The sequence below is a fragment of the Tessaracoccus aquimaris genome (assembly GCF_001997345.1).
Taxonomy (GTDB): Bacteria; Actinomycetota; Actinomycetes; order Propionibacteriales; family Propionibacteriaceae; genus Arachnia; species Arachnia aquimaris.
In genome coordinates this window covers 510451-529941 of record NZ_CP019606.1, presented here as the reverse complement: position 1 = coordinate 529941, position 19491 = coordinate 510451, and the positions used below count along the sequence as shown (strand labels likewise).

Genomic DNA, 19491 nt, shown 5'->3' with positions numbered 1-19491 from the left:
CGCCGCCAGAATAACCGGCCGGGAGGCGATTTCCCTAGGGCGTCACAGCCGGACGATGCGTCGGTACACGTGGTACCCGGACGCCAGATCTTCATTCCACCCCTCGTGCCCCCACGAACGGTAGAAGGTGGACAGCGGGAGGCTCTGGTGAAACCAGCCGATCGAGTCGTGCAGCGACACGCCGCCGTCGCCGCCCTTGGCGATCCTCGGGTCGGCGGTGACCTCCTGCTTGAACTGGTCCCAGGCGATCCGCAGCCCGAAGCGGTTCGGCTCGGCAAGCACGTCGGGCTCGCTTCCGTAGCCGTAGCCGATGTCGCCCGGGTCGTCGTCGCCCCACCTGAACAGCGTGCGCGAGCCGCCGCCGCACAGGTACTCCCACTCGTCCTCGGACGGCAGCGCGAACCCCTCGGCGGCGACGTCGGCGCTGAGCCGCGCGTGCGTCGTCGGCTCCTCGAGGTAGACGGCCAGGTCGCCCCCGTCTCGGCGCACCAGGTCGACGACGCCGACGAGTCGGGCGTGACCGTTCGGGGCGATCTCCCCGAGGCGCGCGATCCCGTCGAGCGCGCGGTCGGCGTACGCGGGGTCGAGATCGGCGGCGCCGCTGGCGTCGTCGTAGGTGCCGACGTAGCGGCGACCGATGGGCCGCGGGGCGCGCTCCACCAGCATCGGGGCGATGGTGACGGTTCGCACCGGGGAGAGGGCATCGGCGACGCGGGCGCCGTAGGCGCTCATCGTGAACTCGGCGGCCACCTCGGGATCGGCCTCCGGGTGGTCGCGGAGCGCCTCGACGCGCGCCCGCAGGAAGCCGAGGACGGCGGGGTCGACATCGGGCTCCGCCTCGGCGGTGGCGAGCCAGCGCAGCGCCCCCTCCAACGGATGCGCGATGGCGAACAGGTCGGCCTCGACCCCGTCGACGATGTGCGCGGGCATCGCGTCGAACACGCCGCGCCCCGGGGCGACCCAGCCGACCTCGACGTCGGCGCCGGGCACCAGGGCGAACTCCGCCCCGAAGCCGCGGTACAGCGACACGGTCGGGCCGGCGGCCCTGCCCGGAGGGGCGTCGACGAACGTCGCCTCCCCTACCGGCTCGAAGCCGGGCGGAAGCGTCGTCACGGCGCGGTGGGCGCGGCAGGCGCGGTCGGCTCGACCCGCTCGGGCGGGCCGACGGTGACGATCCTCTGCCGCTTGGCCACCCACAGGATCAGGGCGCCAGCGGCCACGGTCGTTGCGATCTGCAGCAGCACCTCAGGGCCGCCCGCTCCCGCGGCACGGTCGAACTGGGCCTCCATGTCCTGGAAGGACAGCAGCGCCATGCCGATCATGTTGTTGACGATGTGGATCGCGACGGCGCCCTCGAGGCCCCCGGTGCGCCACGCGAGGTAGGTGCCGACCGCGCCCATCGAGAAGTAGACGAGGTTGAGCCACAGGTCGGTGGAGGCGTGCAGGCCCATGAAGATCAGGCAGTTGACGAGGCCGCCGACCAGGGCGGCCGTCAGGGGCGCCGCGAACCAGGATCCGACGGTGCGCAGCACGAAGCCGCGCAGCAGGTACTCCTCCGCGGCCGCCTGGAACGGCGTCACCAGCATCAGGCCGATCAGCAGCCACCAGGTGTAGTCCCGCACGCCCAGGCCGAGCGAGTCGACGCCGTCGATCAGGACGCTGATCCCGGAGTAGACGAGGAACACCGCGGCCGTGACGCCGACGCAGCGGAAGAAGAAGCCCCACCGGAAGCGCCCCACCACCGACGACAGGTAGCCGGGTCGCTGGCCCATCAGGCGCACGACGAGGAACCCCATCGGCAGCACGAGCGCGATCGAGATGCTGTTGGCGAGCACCATGGTGGGGCTCAGCGAGCCCTGCGTCAGGGCCTCGAGCGCCGCCTCGTCGGGGACGCCTCCCGCGAAGATCGCGGCGAGCACGATGATGGTCGACAGGGCCACGAAGACGAGGCCCATCAGCACCGTCGCGACGATGGGAACCGCGGTCTTGATGCCGGGCGCGCGCCAGAACTGCTGATAACTGGTCGGCTCGACCGGCATCAGCGAGGGTCGCTGCGGTGCCTGGTACGGCGCCGGGGCTCCCACTGTGGGAGGCGGCCACTGCTGGCGTTCGTGCTCCCATGACCCCGGCTGGGCCACGGGTGACGCCCACTGCTCGCGCTGCTGTTCCCAGGACCCCTGTGGCGCGGCGGGAGGTTCCCACTGCGTTGGCGCCGACCATTGTTGGTTCCGGTCGACAGGAGCGCCCTGCGGGTCCTGGGGCTCGCTCACAGGTCCGGGAACCAGAGCGCGATCTCGGAGGCCGCGGTCTCGGGCGAATCGGAGGCGTGCACGGCGTTGCGGCGCACCGACTGCGCGAAGTCGGCACGGATGGTGCCGGGCGCGGCCTTCGCGGGGTCGGTTGCGCCGTTGAGCGCGCGCACCCGGGCGACCGCCTCTTCACCCTCAAGGACCACGGCGATGAGCGGGCCCTCGGTCATGAAGTCGCGCAGCGCCGGGTAGTAGTCCCTCCCGACGTGCTCGCTGTAGTGCCGGTCTGCGAATTCCGGGCTGATGGTTCGCTGGTCCATCGCGACGGGCCGCAACTTTGCGTGCTCGTAACGCGACAGGATGTCTCCGACGTTGCCGTCCTCGACTGCGTCGGGCTTGATGATGGCGAATGTGCGCGCGGTCATTGAGCGCTTCCCTCTCGGCTGCGGTGGGCTTCGATGCGCTTTCCTAGTACGACGCACGTCACCCAGATCAACGCAAAAATGATACCCATGGCATACATCCATGGCGTCAGCAGCCCCAAGGCAATGGTGGCTGCCTGCGCGGCCCACCCCACCAGGTAGCCCCAGCGCTTCCTGAGCCCCGCGCACCCGGCGAGGCACAGCAGGGTGACGACGGCGCAGCACAGCGCGGCGACGCCGAGGTGGATGCCGGAGACCTGGATCATGCCGATGTAGCCGAGCCAGACCACCACGATCTGCAGGATCAGCGTCGACATGGCGGGCATCCGCATCGGGTTGTCGGGCGCGAGCGTCACTCCTGGTCCTCCTTCTTCAGGAGGTCGCGGGCCTCTCCCGCGGCGATCACGGAGCCTGCGACGAGCACGCCCGCCTGCGCGGTGGAGGTGTCGGCGAGCATCACGGCGAGGTCAAGGGCCTCGGCCATGGTCGCCGCGCGGTGCACCTGGTGCGTCGACCAGATGGTCTCGGCGAGGGCGGCGAGGTCGTCGACGGACCGCGCGCGGGGGCTTGAGGAGGTCTTGGTGATGACGACCTGGTCCATCTTCTCCGCGAAGATGCCGAGCACCTCCTCGGCGTCCTTGTCCTGCATCATGGCGACCACCCCGATCACGGGGTCGAAGTCGTAACTCTCGTTGACGGCGTCGATGGTGACGCGGGCGGCCTGCGGGTTGTGCGCCGTGTCGATCACGATGGGCGGGGAGGTACGCACCAGTTCCAGCCTGGCGGGGGCCTCGACGGAGCCGAGTCCCTCGACGACGATCTCCGGGTTGAGCGGCTTGGAGCCGAGGAAGGCCTCGACGGCGGCGACCGAGAGCGCCGCGTTTCGGGCCATGTGCTCGCCGTAGAGCGGCAGGAACACGTCCGAGATGGGGCCCGCCAGGGTCTCGAGTCGCAGCAACTGGCCTCCGACGGCCAACTGGCGGCCGATCACGCCGAAGTCGGGGCCCTCGGCCTTGACCAGCGCGCCCACCTCGACGGCGCGTTCCAGCAGCACCCGGGCGGCGGCGGGATCCTGGCCGGAGAGGACCGCCGTCGAGCCGTGCTTGATGATGCCGGCCTTCTCCCCCGCGATCTCGGCGATGGTGTCGCCGAGGATGTGGGTGTGGTCGAGCCCGATGGGCGTGACGACCGCGACGCTCGCGTCGGCGACGCTCGTGGCGTCCCATCGCCCGCCGAGCCCCACCTCGATGACGGCGACGTCGACGGGCGCGTCGGCGAAGGCCGCGTAGGCCATGCCGGTGATGACCTCGAAGAAGGTCATGTCGACGCCGTCGAGTTGCTGCTCGTCGACCATGGCGACGTAAGGGGCGATGTCGGCCCACACCTCGTCGAAGCGCTCCTCGCCGATGGGCTCGCCGTCGATCACGATCCGTTCGCGCACGTCGCTCAGGTGCGGGCTGGCGAACCTTCCGACGCGCAGCCCAGCGGCCCGCAGGATCGCGTCGATCATGATGGCGGTGCTGCCCTTGCCGTTGGTGCCCGCGACCTGGATCACGGGCATGGCCCGCTGCGGGTCGCCCAGCAGTTCCATCAGCGCGGAGACGCGGCTCAGGCTCGGCGCGACGCGATGCTCCGGCCACCTGGCGGTGAGTGCCGCCGTCAGTTCTTGATGCGTGGTGTGACTCATGGTGCCTTCAGGGTACTGGTCGGCGCTGCAGGGGGGCGCCTCCGCGCGGCCTCATCGCCCCAGTTAGGGTTGTGGCCCACCTGCGGAAGGGCACGCATGTCGAGCAGACGCGCCGCGCTGCGCCAGCAGCAACTGGCCGAGGAACAGGCGAAGCGGACCAAACGGATCGCGATCGCCGCGATCGCCATCGTGACGGTCGCCGTCGTCGCGGTGCTCGCCCTCCTCGGCGTCCGGGCGCTCAGTCCGGACGCGCCGACCGGTGGCCAGGGTAGGCCGCCGGCCGCGACGGCCGGGCACGGCATCCTGGTGGCGGGCAAGGCCCCGGTCGACGGGGTGCCGCATCTGGTGATGTGGGGCGACTACCAGTGCCCCTACTGCGCGGTCGCCGAGCACGCCTACGGCGAGGCCATCATCGGCCTGGTCGACGATGGGCGGCTGACCGCCGAGGTGCGCACCGCCCACTTCCGGGACGGGAAGGCCGAGTTCGGGCCGTCCAGACGCGCCGCGATGGCCGCGGCGGCGGCCGACGCCGTCGGGCACTTCGACGCTTATCACGTGGCCCTCTACGAGGCCATGGGCAACGGCTTCCCCGACGCCTTCCTCCGCGAGGAGCTCCCGGCGCGGCTCGGTATCACCGGTTCGGACCTCGACGCGTTCCAGCGGGCCTATGACGACCGGACGTTCGCGCAGTTCACGGCCGACGCAAACGAGGCCCTTTACGCCTCCGGAGTCGAGGGAACGCCGTCCTACCAGGTCGACGGCGTCGACCTCGAGCTGTTCGGGCCAGGCGGGCAGCCCGCCTTCGCGACCCCCGAGGCCCTGTTAGGGGCCATCACGGCCGCCGCCCGCTAGCCCGACGGGTAGTTGAATATGGGATCTCTTTGGTCACCGGTTACGATGGAACCGCTGCGCCCGAGCTGAGGGTCGGCACCCTGACCCGGAACTCAAGGAGCGCTCCCCTATGGCCAACAACTCGTCGCTGAGCAAGCGCGCAGCACTGCGTCAGCAGCAGGAGCAGGACGAGCGCTCCAAGCGCAACAAGCGCATCGCGTTCGCGGGCATCGGTCTGGCGGTCGCGGTGGTCCTGATCGTGATCGGCTTCGTCGCCGTCTCCGCGTTCACCAAGGCCCAGGGCATCACCGCAGACCAGCTCACCCCTCCGAACGCGACCGACCGCAAGGGCATCCTGATGGACGCCAAGCAGCCGAGCGCCGACAAGCCGCACCTCGTGGTCTACGAGGACTACCAGTGCCCCGCGTGCAAGGTCCGCGAGCAGTACTACGGCCCCGTGACCGAGAAGCTGGTCGCCGAGGACAAGATCACGGTCGAGGTCCGCAGCGTCTACTTCCTCGACGGCAAGAAGCTCGACGGCACCCGCGTCGAGGACGGCCCCTCGAAGCGCGCCGCCATCGCGGCCGCCGCGGCAGACGAGGTCGGCAAGTACCGCCAGTACCACGACGTCGTTTACAAGAACCAGCCCACCGAGGGCGTCGGCTACACCGACCAGCAGTTGCGCGAGGACTTCGCCAAGGAGGCCGGCATCGAGGGCGACGACCTGGCCAAGTTCCAGAAGCGGTACAACGAGCGGGCCTACGACACCTTCGTGCGCGACGCGCAGGCGCGCTTCGACGAGGACAAGATCACCGGCACCCCCACCTACATCGTCAGCGGCCAGCACCTCCAGTTCGCCAACGACGCGGGTGAGGCCCTCATCCAGCCCACCGAGGACGACCTGCTGCGGGCCGTCACCGAGGCCTGGAACGCCGGCGGCAAGAAGATCGAGAGCTGATCCAGCGAGCGGTTAGGCTCGAGCGATGAGCCAGCCACCCAACCACGACCCCCGGCAGCAGCCCCATCAGGGCGGCGCCGGGGGTCCTGGTTTCTCCGGACAGTCCGGCCCCCAGGGGCAGCCGAACGGCCCGACGCAGCCCGGTCCTGGCGGCCAGTGGCAGGGTCCTCCCAACGGCCAGTGGCAGGGTCCGCCGAACGGCCAGTGGCAGGGTCCGCCGAGCGGCCCGGGGTGGCAGCAGCCCAAGAAGTCCGGCAGCGGCAAGATCGTGGCGATCGTCGTCGGGATCGTGCTCGGCGTCCTGCTCCTGTTCGGCGCCGCCGCCGCCATCGTGGCAGGCATCGTGGTCGCCAACGCCCCGCGACAGTCGGCCCCCACGCCTGCAGGTCCGGCCACAATCGCCCCCGCGACACCGACCGTCGACCTGCCGGAAGCCTCGGACGCTCCCCCGAACGCCACCCCCGGCCACGGCATCGCGCTGCAGGGCAAGCAGCCGCGCGAGGGCACGCCCAACCTGATCATGTACGTCGACTACCAGTGCCCGCACTGCGCCGCCGCGTCCGAGACCTACTTCGACTCGATCGAACTGCTCGTCAGCGAGGGCAAGATCACCGCCGAGGTGCGCGCGCTGCACTTCATGGACACCAACAAGGGCAACCAGTGGTCGATGAAGTCGGCGCTGGGCGCCGCCAACGCTGACCTGCTCGGCTTCTTCGACAACTACCACCGCGCCCTGATGGAGAGCCAGACCAAGGGCGTGCCGTTCGACGACGAGGTGCTCAGCACGACCCTGCCGCAGGACGCGAGCATGTCGGGCGAGACGCTCGCCCAGTTCCAGGCCCTCTACGCCGCGCCCAACTACGAGGCCTGGGTGACCGAGGAGGGCGAGGCACCGCTCGCCGCCGGGCTCGAGACCGTCCCCAAGTACGTCGTCAGCGGCGTCGACCTGCCGATCACCTCGCCCGACGCCGGGATGGAGCCGACGCCCGAGGGCGTCCTCACGGCCGTCACAGAGGCGTGGGAGAAGGGCGGCAAGACGCTCGACGGCTAGGTTTCGCCGCCGTCGGGCGTCCAACTAAGATCGGGGCCATGACCGCACCGAACGCGCAGCAGCGCGCCCTCCCCGACAAGCCCGTCCTCGAAGGCCTCGAAGCCAAGTGGGGACAGGTATGGGCGGACGAGGGCACCTACGCGTTCGTCCGGCCGGAGAGCCGCGAACAGGTGTTCTCGATCGACACCCCGCCGCCGACGGTGTCGGGTTCGCTGCACGTCGGCCACGTGTTCAGCTACACCCACACCGACACGCTCGCCCGCTACCAGCGGATGAACGGCAAGCAGGTGTTCTACCCGATGGGCTGGGACGACAACGGCCTGCCCACCGAGCGCCGCGTGCAGAACTACTACGGGGTGCGCTGCGACCCGTCGATCGCCTACGACCCGGACTTCGAGCCGCCCGCCAAGCCCGACCCGAAGCGGCAGGTGCCGATCAGCAGGCGCAACTTCATCGAGCTGTGCCACGAGCTGACGGCGGTGGACGAGAAGGCCTTCGAGGACCTGTGGCGCCACCTCGGCCTCTCTGTCGACTGGGACACGCTGTACGCAACCATCTCGGAGTCCTCGCAGGCGATCGCCCAGAAGGCGTTCCTGCGTAACTTCGCGCGCGACGAGGCCTACCTCAGCTACGCGCCCACGCTGTGGGACGTCACGTTCCAGACGGCGGTCGCGCAGGCCGAGCTCGAGGCCCGCGACTACCCGGGCGCCTACCACCGGGTCGCGTTCCACCGCGAGGGCGGCGAGCCCGTCTACATCGAGACGACCCGCCCCGAACTGCTGGTCTCGGTGTGCGCTCTGATCGCCCACCCCGACGACGAGCGCTACGCCGACCTGTTCGGAAGCACGGTCACCTCGCCGCTGTTCGGCGTCGAGATCCCGGTGCTCGCCCATCCGGCCGCCGAGCCTGACAAGGGCGCGGGCATCGCGATGTGCTGCACCTTCGGCGACCTCACCGACGTCACCTGGTGGCGTGAGCTGAACCTGCCGACCCGCACCGTGATCGGCCGCGACGGCCGGTTCCAGGCGGAGACCCCCGAGTGGGTCGTCAACGCCCAGGCCTACGAGCCGCTCGCTGGCAAGACCGCCTTCTCGGCCCGCGAGGCCACCGTCGCCGCGCTGCGCGAGACGGGCGACCTCGACGGCGACCCGAAGGCCACCACCCGCAAGGCCAACTTCTACGAGAAGGGCGACAAGCCCCTCGAGATCGTCGCGACCCGCCAGTGGTACATCCGCAACGGCGGCCGTGACGACGCTCTGAAGGCGGCCCTGATGGCCCGCGGCGAGGAACTGGAGTGGTCGCCGGAGCACATGCGGCACCGCTACGAGAACTGGGTCGGCGGCCTCAACGGCGACTGGCTCGTCTCGCGTCAGCGCTTCTTCGGCGTGCCGTTCCCGATCTGGTACCCGCTGGACGCCGAGGGTGAGCCCGACTACGACCACCCGATCGTGCCGGAGGAGTCCGCGCTCCCCGTCGACCCCATGTCGGCGCCCGCGCCCGGCTTCGCCGAGGAGCAGCGCAACCAGCCGGGCGGTTTCATGGCCGACCCAGACGTGATGGACACTTGGGCGACGTCGTCGCTCACCCCGCAGATCGCCACCGGCTGGGAGCGCGACGAGGAACTGTTCAACCTCACGTTCCCGATGGACATCGCCCCGCAGGCGCACGACATCATCCGCACCTGGCTGTTCAGCCGCATCGTGCGGGCGAACTTCGAGAACGGCTCGCTGCCGTGGAAGCGCGCCACGATCTCGGGCTTCGTGGTCGACCCCGACCGCAAGAAGATGAGCAAGTCGAAGGGCAACGTGGTGGTCCCCACCGAGATCCTCGACAAGTTCGGCTCCGACGCGGTGCGTTGGCGCGCCGCGATGGCCCGCCCCGGGATGGACTCGCCGTTCGACGAGACACAGATGAAGGTCGGAAGGCGCCTCGCCATGAAGGTGCTCAACGCGGGCAAGTTCGTGCTCTCGCTCGCAGAGGAGCCGGGCTCGCTCGAGCGGGTCACCAACCCCGTCGACGCCGCGATGCTCGCCGCCCTGGCGGGTGTGGTCGCCGAGGCGACCGCGGCCTTCGAGGAGTTCGACTACACGACGGCCCTCGAGAAGGCCGAGACGTTCTTCTGGGCGTTCTGCGACGACTATCTCGAACTCGTCAAGGAGCGCAGCTACACCGGCTCCGACAATGAGCGGGCCTCGGCGCAGGCCGCGCTTGCCATCGCGCTCGGCGTCCAGTTGCGGCTCTTCGCCCCGTTCCTGCCGTTCGTCACGGAGGAGGTGTGGCGCTGGACCAACGACACCTCCGTCCACCGCTCCGCATGGCCGACCGTCGCCGAACTCGACGTGTCGGGCGAGCCTGCGCTGCTCGACGACGTCGCTCAGGCCCTGATCGCGATCCGCGGCGCCAAGTCGAACGCGAAGGTCTCCATGAAGACCGAGGCGTCAAGGGCCCACTTCTCCGGCCCCGCCGACGTGGTGGCCAGGCTGCAGGCCATCGAGGCCGACCTGCGCGCCGTCGGCCGGATCACCGGAGACGTGACCTGGGCTGAGTCGACCGAGCCGCTAGCCGTCGAGGTCGACCTGGTCGAGGCCGACTGACCCCTTACCCACGACGCCCCCGCCCGTGAATCGGCCGGGGGTGTCGGTGTGGGCGGACGTGCCAGAGGGTCCCACATGACATCGGTCGCCTCGCACACATTTACTCGAACACATTGACTAGTGCGGATGCCACCAAGGCGGCGCAACACCCTCAGCGTTGAAACCGGCGCATCGGAAATTGGGTATTGAATCGTTACAACCGTCCCGCTATTCTGTTCTTGTAGATCGGTCTACACAGTGTGACTGAACACTCCGACCGCAACCACAGGGACGTGGCGCATGACTGCAAGAAACGTGACGATCGAGGACGTGGCCGCACTGGCCGGTGTCTCACGCGCAGCCGTGTCCAAGGTGCTCCGCAACGCCTATGGCGTGAGCGAACCGATGCAGCAACGCGTCCAAGCGGCGATCGACGACCTGGGCTATCGCCCACGCGTTGCCGCCCGCGCGATGCGCGGCACCAGTTACACGCTGGGAGTCGAACTCCCCACGATGGCCAACCCCTTCCTCCAGGGAGTCCTCGGCGGCCTCATCGGGTTCCTGGAGGCCACCCGATACAGCGTGATCATCGCTCCCTCCGACGCCGAGGGCAACAGCACCCAGGCGATCCAGACACTCCTCGACTATCAGGTCGCCGGCCTTGTCACCATCGGGGCCAACGCGACAGCCGACTGGCTGGAAGCCCAGGCAACACGCAGCCCCATGGTGATGCTCGGCAGGCATGACGAGTCGGTGAACTACGACACGGTCGGGGATGACGACGCCCTGGGCGCGAGACTGGCTGTCGACCACCTCTACTCGCTGGGCCATCGGCGGATCACGCACCTGACGATCGGGGCCGCGCAGCATCCCCACATGTCGCGCTCCTCCCACGCCATGCGGGCGCGGTCCTATCGACACAGGATGCGGCGTTACGGGCTGACCCCGGAGACACACATCATCGCCTCTCCGACCGAGGAGTCGGCGTACATCTCCACGCTCGGATTGCTGGAACAGCCGATCCCACCGACGGCTATCTTCGCGGGCCACGACGAACTGGCGCTTGGGGTAATGCGGGCCGCTGCCCAGTTTGGGCTGGGCCGATCCGAACTCTCGATCGTCGGGTATGACGACAGCACCTTCGCCTCCCACCCCCTGATCTCGTTGACCACTGTTCGCCAGTCGTCCGACGAGGTCGGTAAGGAGGTCGGCTCGTTGCTCCTACAGCGCATCGAGGGTCGCACTGAGGCGGCGCACGTCGTCATCACCCCGGAGCTACAGGTGCGCGGCTCAAGCGCACCTCCCCCACCAACCACCTGAGTAACCATTTGGGCCGTCCGGCCCATCAACTGAAGGGATACAACGAAGTGCCACTCCCCAGAAAGGCCCACGCATTCATCGCGCTCGGGCTAACAGCAGCCATCGCATTGACCGCCTGCGGCGGCGGATCGGACAACGGCGAGAACGCCGACGGAACAGTCAACCTCTCGCTGCTAGTCGATGTCGGCGAGCAGAGCATGAACATCGGCAACGCCATCGTCGAAGCGTTCAACGCCTCACAGAGCGATGTGAAGGTCCAGATCGAGAGCCGCCCCGGAGGCACCGACGGCGACAACCTCGTCAAGACGCGCTTGGCAACAGGCGAGATGAATGACCTGTTCATGTACAACTCCGGCTCGCTCTTCGCGGCCCTGGACCCCGGCAAGAACCTTGTCCCACTGACAAGCGAGCCCTTTATGTCGGGCCTCGATGAAACGTTCAAAACTTCCACCAGCGTCGGAAGTGACTTCTACGGCGTCCCGTTCGAGCAGGCCATGGGAGGCGGCATCCTCTACAACAAGAAGGTCTTCGCCGACCTTGGGCTTGAGGTCCCCAAGACCTGGGACAAGTTCATGGAGAACAACGCGAAGATCAAGGCGGCTGGCATTGACCCCGTCATCCAGACCTACGCCGACACGTGGACGTCACAGTTGCTCGTCCTGGCCGACTTCCACAATGTGGCCGCCGAACAGCCTGACTGGGCGGAAAAGTTCACGGCCAACCAGGCGAAGTTCGCCGAGCCACCCGCGATCAGCGGCTTCGAACGCCTGCAGGCCGTCCATGACGCCGGCTACCTGAACAAGGACTTCGCATCCGCTACCCAGTCGCAGGGGATGCAGCACCTTGTCGACGGGACCGGCGCCCAGTACCCGATGCTCACCTCCACGGTCTCCTCGTACGTCGACCTCGCCGATGATGCCGCGGAGAACATCGGCTTCTTCGCGCAGCCAGGCGACGATGAGTCCACCTTCGGCCTCACCGCCTGGACTCCCGCCGGCATCTACGTTCCCAAGTCGACCGAGGGCGCGAAACTGGACGCGGCCAAGAAGTTCCTGACCTTCGCCGCATCCACGAAGGCGTGCGACGCCGTCAGCAAGGCCACCACGCCCAATGGGCCGTTCATGATCAAGGACTGCAAGCTTCCGGAGGGCCTCCCCACTGCAGTGACGGACCTCGACAAGTACTTCACGGACGGCAACGCGAGCCCTGCGCTTGAGTTCCTCTCGCCAGTCAAGGGCCCGAACCTCGAGAAGATCACCGTCGAGGTGGGCTCCGGGATCGCGACGGCGGCTGAGGGCGCTGCCCGCTATGACGAGGACGTCAAGAAGCAGGCCCAGCAGTTGGGCCTCAAGGGCTGGTGACAGCGTGGGGGGCGCCGCATATGGCGTGTCGGCGCCCCTCCCCTCATGTCCAACTCCAGCCCCAAGGATCGATATGACCTCCACTACATCAACCGCCGAACCAGCGCAGGTTGCCTCCCCGAACCGCAAACACAAGGACCATGTCGCCAAGAGGTACCCGTTGTGGTTCCTCATCCCTGGAGGCCTGATCTACCTCATCTTCTTCGTCGTGCCGACGCTGGCATCCTTCTACTTCGCCTTCACCCGCTGGACGTTGTTCGAGTCAGAATGGATCGGACTCCAGAACTTCACCCTGTTCCTCTCCGAACCTGGCCTCATCGGATCGCTCTGGAACACCCTGGTCTACGGCTTCGTCACCTCCGGAGCCAAGGTTGTCCTCGGAATGCTCCTGGCGGTCGTCCTCTCGATGCCTCTCATCGCTCGCGGATACCTTCGGTCCGTCACCTTCTTCCCCGTGCTTCTGAGCGCGGTGGGCGTCGGCCTCACCTTCCAGGTGCTCCTTGACCCGTTCAACGGCATCGTGAACAAGGTGTGGACGGCGATCACGGGCGGCGACGGGCCCCAGTGGCTGACCAACCCGGACATCGCTCTACTGAGCGTCGCCGGAATCGACGTCTGGAAGGGCCTCGGCATCGCGACGCTGATCTACATCGCCGGAATCGCAGCGATCCCCAACGAGTACTTCGAGGCGGCCCGGGTCGATGGAGCCAGTTCCTGGCAGGTGTTTCGCAGCATCATTCTTCCACTCTCCTTTCCCGCGACCTCGACCGTGATCCTCCTGTCTCTCATCGGAGGGCTCCGCTCCTTCGATCTGATCTGGACGACGACAGGCGGAGGTCCCGGGTTCTCCTCGGACGTGATCGCCTCCGTGATCTACAAGCAGTACCAGGCCGGCTATTACGGTCTCTCGACCGCCGGCAATGTCATCCTCTTCGTCGTCGTGACCGCGATCGTCTATCCGCTCAACCGTTGGCTCAACTCGAAGGAGACGGATCTGTGAACAGCGCAAGCAGATTGACCCGCTGGGTGGTCGGCATCCTCGGGATCATCATCACATCCGTGGTGTTCCTCGTGCCGTTCGCCTTCGTGCTCCTGACCGCATCGAAGTCCTCCAAGGAGGCCGGGAAGCTGGCCTTCTCCCTCCCCACCGAGTTCCACCTGTTCGACAACGTCGTGGCCGTCTTCGAGGCGCGCAACAACATGCTGACGACGGCCTTCATCAACTCAACCATCCTGACCGTCGCCAGCGTCGCGCTCATGGTGGTCTTCGGCTCGATGATCGCCTACGTACTTGCACGTCGAAAGAGTCGCCTGAACGGGCTGATCAACGCGATGGTCTTGGCGGGCCTGATCGTACCGCCCGCGGTTGTACCGACGATCTGGGTGCTGCAGGGGCTGAACCTGTTCAAGACCCTCCCTGGGCTCATCTTCATCGAGGTGGCCTTCGGCCTGTCCTTCACCATCCTCATCATGCGTGCATTCGTCGCGACGATCCCCAAGGAGATCGACGAGGCGGCCATCATCGACGGCGCCGGGCCGATCCGACTCTTCTTTCAGGTGATCTTCCCGCTGCTCCGCTCCGTCATCATCACGGTCGTCGTGGTTCAGTCGGTCGCCGTGTTCAACGACTTCCAGAACCCCCTGTACTTCCTCCCGGGCGACGCCAACGCGACTGTTCAGTTGACCTTGTACAACTTCCGCAGTCAGTTCAGCACCCAGTACAACCTGCTCTTCACAAACATCCTCATCATCACCATCCCGCTGCTGATCATGTACCTGATCTTCCAGCGTCAGATCGTCGCCGGAATGACCTCCGGCGCCGTCAAGGGCTGACCCCCACTAGCCGAAAGGTTCACACCCGATGTCATCCGTCATCGTTTCCGCGCCTCGCCTCGAACATGGAGACAGCGAGGCAGGCAACGTCGCAGTCGCAGCGCCTCGCGTCTCCTGGACCAGTGCCACAGAGGTTCCCAACTGGGAGCAGGCCTCCGCCGAGATCTCCCTCACGACGCACCGAGGCACCACCAGCGCCACCGTGGCTGGCGACCAGTCGCGCTTCCTACCGTGGCCGTTCGCCGACCTGACACCCAGGGAGTCAGGGGAGGTCCGAGTGCGGGTCGCAGGCCCCGATGGCTGGTCCGCCTGGAGCGAGCCCACCTCGTTCTTCGCCAGCTTCCTCGCCCCCGGTGAATGGGATGCGGACTTCATCGGGCTTGAGTCCCCACAACAGGACGCACAGCCGTTCCTTGCCCGCCGGGAGTTCGACGTACGTCAGGGGCTGACCCAAGCCACCTGGTACGCGACTGCTCAAGGCGTGTATGAAGCGAGCGTCAACGGCACTCCTGTCGACGACCAGATCCTCAAGCCTGGCTGGACGCCGTATCACCTTCGTCTGATTCACGAGACCAACGACGTGACGAGCCTCCTCAAGCCGGGCACCAACGCCGTCGGGCTCGCGGTCACCGGTGGGTGGTACACGGAACGCTTCGGTTTCCAGAACCAGGCGGCGATCGTGTACGGCGAGCAACCCTCCGTGGCTGGCCAACTTCACCTCGAGTACGACGACGGGACCGAGGAGTGGGTCAGGACGGGACCCTCCTGGCAGGTGACCGACTCTGGCCCCTGGACGGCATCAGGCATCTACCGGGGCGAGGACTTCGACGCGCGGCGGATCCAGCCAGGCTGGGACAAGGCCGGCTTCCAGGCCACCGGCTGGGCACCAGCGACGCCCCAACAGGCAGGTCTGACTCCTGAAGCGCGCGTCTCACCTGAGGTTCGGGTGGTCGAACAGATGCCGGTCAAGGAAGTGCTCGGCTCCGGCGACGGAACCTACCTCCTCGACTTCGGCCAGAACCTTGTCGGCCGGCTCCGGATCACGGTCCAGGGCGAGGCTGGCGACACCGTGACCTTGAGGCACGCCGAGGTCCTCGACTCCGGCGCCCTGGGCGTGCGCCCCCTCCGTGCCGCCCGCGCGACCGACACCTACACCTTGGCAGGAGGCGAACCCGAAGAGTACGCGCCGACATTCACCTTCCACGGGTTCCGGTACGCGGAGGTCTCGGGCTGGCCCGGCACCTTCGACCCAGCCGCGGTGACAGCCGAGGTGATCCACTCCGACATGCGCCGCACGGGTCGGTTCGAGAGCTCGAACGAACTCCTCAACCGCCTGCACGAAAACGTTGTGTGGGGCATGCGCGGCAACTTCCTCTACCTTCCGACCGACTGTCCTCAGCGGGACGAGAGGCTGGGTTGGACCGGCGACATCCAGATCTTCGGGCCCTCCGCAGCCTTCCTCTACGACTGCGACGGGTTCCTGGACTCGTGGCTGCGGGACGTGTGGCTGGAGCAGCAGGAGGCGGGCGGCGGCGTCGCGTTTGTCGTGCCGGACGTGCTGCGCTCGGGCGACGTCCCGACCGCCGCTTGGGGTGATGTCGCAACCGTCCTGCCCATGGTGCTGTTCGAACGCTTCGGCGACCTCGAGGTCGTGCAGCGCCAGTACCCGTCAATGAAGGCCTGGACGGATCTCCTTCTGAAGATCGCGGGAGATCGCCACCTCTGGGAGGGCGGCTTCCAGTTCGGAGACTGGGTCGACCCGGACTCCCCACCGACCGATCCGGCTCGAGCCAAGACCGACCCCGACGTCGTGTCGGGCGCGTTCCTGTACCGCTCCGCTGATCTGACGGCGCGCGCAGCCGACCTGCTCGGCTTCGCCGAGGAGTCCGCCGGGTATCGCGCACAGGCCGAGTTGGTGAGGCAAGCGTGGGTCAACGAGTATGTGAGCCCGGCCGGCCGGATCGTCTCAGATGCCCAGACGGCATACGCGCTGGCCATCGCCTTCGGAATCGCCGACGAGCCGCTGAGGGCAGCCTTCGGATCACGGCTGGCCGAACTGGTGCGCCGGGATGGCTACCGCATCAGCACCGGGTTCGTCGGCACTCCCCTGGTCAACGATGCTCTGACCACCACGGGCCACGACACAGAGGCTGCACGGCTCCTGCTGCAAACCGACTGCCCAAGCTGGCTCTACTCGGTCTCCATGGGGGCGACCACGATCTGGGAGCGATGGGACTCGCTCCTTCCTGACGGGTCGATCAACCCAGGAGAGATGACCTCGTTCAACCACTACGCGCTTGGCTCGGTGGCCGATTGGATGCATCGGGTCGTCGCAGGCCTCGGGGCTGACTCCCCTGGCTACAAAACGGTCCGCATCGCTCCACGTCCGCTTCCCGGCCTCGATTCCGCGTCAGCCTCCTATGACGGGCCGTATGGGCCGATCAAGGTGAGCTGGATCCGAGACGGCGGCGAGATCGCGGTGAGCGCCGTCGTACCGCCGAACTCGGACGCTGTCGTCACGCTTCCCGGCATCGACGACTTCCGCGCCGGCTCCGGCGAGCATGAGTGGCGATTCGCATCGGCGGACCAGGTCCCTGGTGAGGTGCGGATCGGGATGGACACCCCTCTTGTCGACATCATCGACAACGAGGGCGCCTACCTGGCTCTTCGCTCCGCCTTCGAGCGGGTCGACCCGGCCCTTGCATCGGACTTCAACGCACGCACGAAGTGGGTGCCCGGTCAGAACCTCCGGGCGGCGTTCAGCATCATCTCACCTGGAGTTGCCCCGAAGGTCCTTGAGGAGTTGGAGGCGTTCAACAAGCACTGACCTGATAGGACGCCGCAAAGGATCGCCCCGACCGTGACGCGGTCGGGGCGATCCTCTTGTGCCCTGGTCAGCCGAGTCGCGCGGGCGTCAGCAGTTGCCTTCCCTCCGGGACGATCCGGGTCTCCCCGGTCAGGGTGAGCCTGGCCGACAGCGGCCGGTCCTCGCTGGAGCGGCCGACGCTGAGCACGTGGGTGCCCGGCTCGACGACCCGCTTCAACTCCAGCCCGGTGAAGGACAGCCGGTCCGAGTGCACGTCGAAGATCACGGTGCGGCTCTCCCCTGGCTCGAGCGAGACCTTGAGGTAGCCGATCAACTCCTTGAGCGGGCGCACCACCTGGGCCAGTTCGTCGGTGGCGTACAACTGGACGACCTCGGCGCCCGCGCGGTCCCCGGTGTTGGTCACCGTCGCGCGCACCTCGACGCTGCCAGTCACGTCGATCTCCTCGCTCGACAGGCGCAGGTCGCTGAGGTCGAACGTGGTGTACGAGATGCCGTGGCCGAACGGGTAGCGCGGCCGCGGGTCGAGGTTGGAGATGCCATCGCTGTTCCAGGCGAGCGACGGCGCGAGGTAGGTGCCCGGCTGGCCGCCAGGATGGTCCGGCAGGCCGACCGGCAGATGGCCGCTCGGGTTGACCCTCCCGCTGAGCACTCCCGCGATGGCGGGACCGCCCTCCTCGCCTGGCATGAACGCCTGAACGATCGCGGCGCACCGGTCGGCGAACGCCCCGACCGAGTAGGGCCTGCCGCTGACGATGACAAGCACCGTCGGGGTGCCCGTGGCGAGCACAGCCTCGACCAGTTCGGCCTGCACGCCGGGTAGCCGCAGGTCGACGGCGTCGCAGCCCTCACCGGAGGTGCCCTTGCCGAACAGGCCCGCGAGGTCCCCCACCGTCAGGACCGCCACGTCCGCCGCCTTGGCCGCCTCGACCGCGGCGGGGATCTGCGAGCGGTCCTCCGCGAGGATCGGGCAGCCCTGCTCGTAGCGGATCTCGGCGCCGCCCAGTTCGGCCCGCAGCGCCTGCTCCAGGCTCGGCACCTCGACTCCGAGCGGCGCGTCGGGGTAGCGCACGAGCACGTGGTTCGGGAAGGAGTAGCAGCCCATGAAGGTGCGCGGCTCAGCGGCGCACGGCCCGAGCAGCGCGACCTTTGCCACCGCCAGCGGCAACACGCCGTCGTTGGCGACCAGCACGATCGACTCCTCGGCGAGGCGCCTGGCGATTTCCCTGTTGCGCGGCGAGTCGAGGTCGACCGGCGCGCCCTGCGCCTCGCTCGACCAGTCGGGATCGAGCAGCCCGAGCCGGATCTTCTGTTCAAGCACCCGCTGCACTGACGTGTCGACGACCGACTCATCCAGCCGACCGTCGCGAACCAGGTCGACGACGCTCCCATAGCAGGCGGTGCCCGGCAACTCGACGTCAAGGCCGGCCTCCAGCGCGAGCCGAGCGCTGTCGGCCGGACCCTCCGAGATGCGGTGCATCATGTGCAGGAAGGACACGGCCCAGTAGTCGCTGACGACCAGGCCGTCGAAGCCCCACCTGTCCCGCAGGATCCCCGTGAGGAGTTCCCGGCTCGCCCCGGCGGGGACGCCGTCGATGTCCGAGTAGGAGTTCATCACCGAGGCGGCGCCGCCCTCGCGCACCGCGATCTCGAACGGCTGGAGGATGACGTCCTCGAACTCGCGCGGCCCGATGGAGATCGGCGCGTGGTTGCGGCCGGCGCGGGAGGCCGAATAGCCCGCGAAGTGCTTCAGGGTGGCGTCGATGCCTGCCTCCTGCAACCCCTGCACGTAGGCGGCCCCGAGGGTGCCGACCAGGTACGGGTCCTCGCCGATGGTCTCCTCGACGCGGCCCCAGCGGTAGTCGCGCACCACGTCCAGCAGTGGGGAGAGCCCCTGGTGCACGCCGAGGGTCGCCATGTCGTCGCCGATGGCATGTGCCATCTCCTCAACGATGCCGGGGTCGAAGGTGGCACCCCACGCGATCGCGGCCGGGTAGACAGTGGCACCGTTGGCCGTGAACCCCGTCAGGCATTCCTCGTGGACGACCGCTGGGATGCCGTGCGGGGACCTCTCGACAACGAAGGCCTGCAGGTCACGCAGTTGGGCGATGCCCTCCTCGGGCGTGACCGGAGCCGTCCCGTAGTTGCGGGTGATCTGGCCGAGGCCGACCGCTGCCTCCGCGTTGAGGTCGCCGCTCTGGTTGAGTGCGTCCTCCATGGGTGCGACGTTGCCCTCGAGGTCGTCGACGCGGTTCTTCGGGCTGGGCCAGTGCGAGCCCAGTTGGTGCGCCTTCTCCTCGAGCGTGAGGTCGGCGAGCAGCGCGGCGGCGCGCTCCTTGATGGGCAGCGAGGTGTCGTGCCACTGGTTCATGAGAACAACTC

General features: G+C 67.9%; 15 protein-coding genes. 9 read left to right on the top strand and 6 right to left on the bottom strand.

Going from position 1 to position 19491, the window contains the following annotated elements; all coding sequences use genetic code 11:
- Positions 1–42 precede the first annotated feature (42 nt).
- The 5 genes from BW730_RS02455 to BW730_RS02435 all read right to left on the bottom strand — a co-directional run bounded on the left by BW730_RS02455 (position 43) and on the right by BW730_RS02435 (position 4358).
- The gene (locus tag BW730_RS02455) at positions 43–1113 is read right to left on the bottom strand and encodes a hypothetical protein (protein WP_077684866.1); all 1071 of its coding nucleotides are present in this window, start codon (positions 1111–1113) and stop codon (positions 43–45) included.
- The gene (locus BW730_RS02450; RefSeq protein ID WP_077684865.1) at positions 1110–2039 is read right to left on the bottom strand and encodes a CPBP family intramembrane glutamic endopeptidase; all 930 of its coding nucleotides are present in this window, start codon (positions 2037–2039) and stop codon (positions 1110–1112) included. The genes BW730_RS02455 and BW730_RS02450 overlap by 4 nt, the downstream gene beginning before the upstream one ends.
- A gap of 227 nt (positions 2040–2266) precedes the next feature.
- Positions 2267–2674: a nucleoside-diphosphate kinase gene (ndk, locus tag BW730_RS02445; RefSeq protein ID WP_077684864.1), complete on the bottom strand. Its 408-nt coding sequence runs from the start codon at positions 2672–2674 to the stop codon at positions 2267–2269.
- Positions 2671–3027, bottom strand: coding sequence for a DUF4233 domain-containing protein (locus BW730_RS02440; protein WP_077684863.1), 357 nt, complete (start codon positions 3025–3027; stop codon positions 2671–2673). Before BW730_RS02440 ends, ndk begins: the two co-directional genes overlap by 4 nt.
- Positions 3024–4358, bottom strand: a complete 1335-nt coding sequence (locus BW730_RS02435) for a bifunctional folylpolyglutamate synthase/dihydrofolate synthase (protein WP_077684862.1) — start codon at positions 4356–4358, stop codon at positions 3024–3026. The genes BW730_RS02440 and BW730_RS02435 overlap by 4 nt, the downstream gene beginning before the upstream one ends.
- A gap of 96 nt (positions 4359–4454) precedes the next feature.
- Here BW730_RS02435 and BW730_RS02430 point away from each other — a divergent pair, with 96 nt between their 5' ends.
- The 9 genes from BW730_RS02430 (at position 4455) to BW730_RS02390 (ending at position 17112) form a co-directional block, all read left to right on the top strand.
- A complete protein-coding gene (locus tag BW730_RS02430; RefSeq protein ID WP_158522455.1) occupies positions 4455–5210 on the top strand; it encodes a DsbA family protein in 756 nt (251 codons plus the stop codon).
- A 109-nt stretch (positions 5211–5319) separates the two neighbouring features.
- Positions 5320–6147 carry a DsbA family protein gene (locus tag BW730_RS02425; RefSeq protein WP_077684861.1) on the top strand — a complete coding sequence of 276 codons (828 nt, stop codon included), beginning with the start codon at positions 5320–5322 and terminating at the stop codon, positions 6145–6147.
- 25 nt (positions 6148–6172) lie between these two features.
- On the top strand, positions 6173–7198 hold the full coding sequence (locus BW730_RS02420) for a thioredoxin domain-containing protein (protein WP_077684860.1): 1026 nt from the start codon (positions 6173–6175) through the stop codon (positions 7196–7198).
- A 38-nt stretch (positions 7199–7236) separates the two neighbouring features.
- Positions 7237–9792 (top strand): valine--tRNA ligase, encoded by a 2556-nt coding sequence (gene valS / locus BW730_RS02415; RefSeq protein ID WP_077684859.1) that lies wholly within the window; start codon positions 7237–7239, stop codon positions 9790–9792.
- A 279-nt stretch (positions 9793–10071) separates the two neighbouring features.
- Positions 10072–11091 (top strand): LacI family DNA-binding transcriptional regulator, encoded by a 1020-nt coding sequence (locus tag BW730_RS02410; protein WP_077684858.1) that lies wholly within the window; start codon positions 10072–10074, stop codon positions 11089–11091.
- 47 nt (positions 11092–11138) lie between these two features.
- Positions 11139–12452, top strand: coding sequence for an ABC transporter substrate-binding protein (locus BW730_RS02405; RefSeq protein ID WP_077684857.1), 1314 nt, complete (start codon positions 11139–11141; stop codon positions 12450–12452).
- Positions 12453–12525: 73 nt separating this feature from the next.
- On the top strand, positions 12526–13452 hold the full coding sequence (locus BW730_RS02400) for a carbohydrate ABC transporter permease (protein ID WP_077684856.1): 927 nt from the start codon (positions 12526–12528) through the stop codon (positions 13450–13452).
- Entirely contained in the window at positions 13449–14285 is an 837-nt protein-coding gene (locus BW730_RS02395; RefSeq protein ID WP_077684855.1) for a carbohydrate ABC transporter permease, read from the top strand. Before BW730_RS02400 ends, BW730_RS02395 begins: the two co-directional genes overlap by 4 nt.
- A gap of 28 nt (positions 14286–14313) precedes the next feature.
- Positions 14314–17112: an alpha-L-rhamnosidase gene (locus BW730_RS02390; protein ID WP_077684854.1), complete on the top strand. Its 2799-nt coding sequence runs from the start codon at positions 14314–14316 to the stop codon at positions 17110–17112.
- 67 nt (positions 17113–17179) lie between these two features.
- Here the strand turns inward: BW730_RS02390 and BW730_RS02385 are convergent, their stop codons facing one another.
- A complete protein-coding gene (locus tag BW730_RS02385; protein WP_077684853.1) occupies positions 17180–19480 on the bottom strand; it encodes a beta-glucosidase in 2301 nt (766 codons plus the stop codon).
- Positions 19481–19491: the final 11 nt, after the last annotated feature.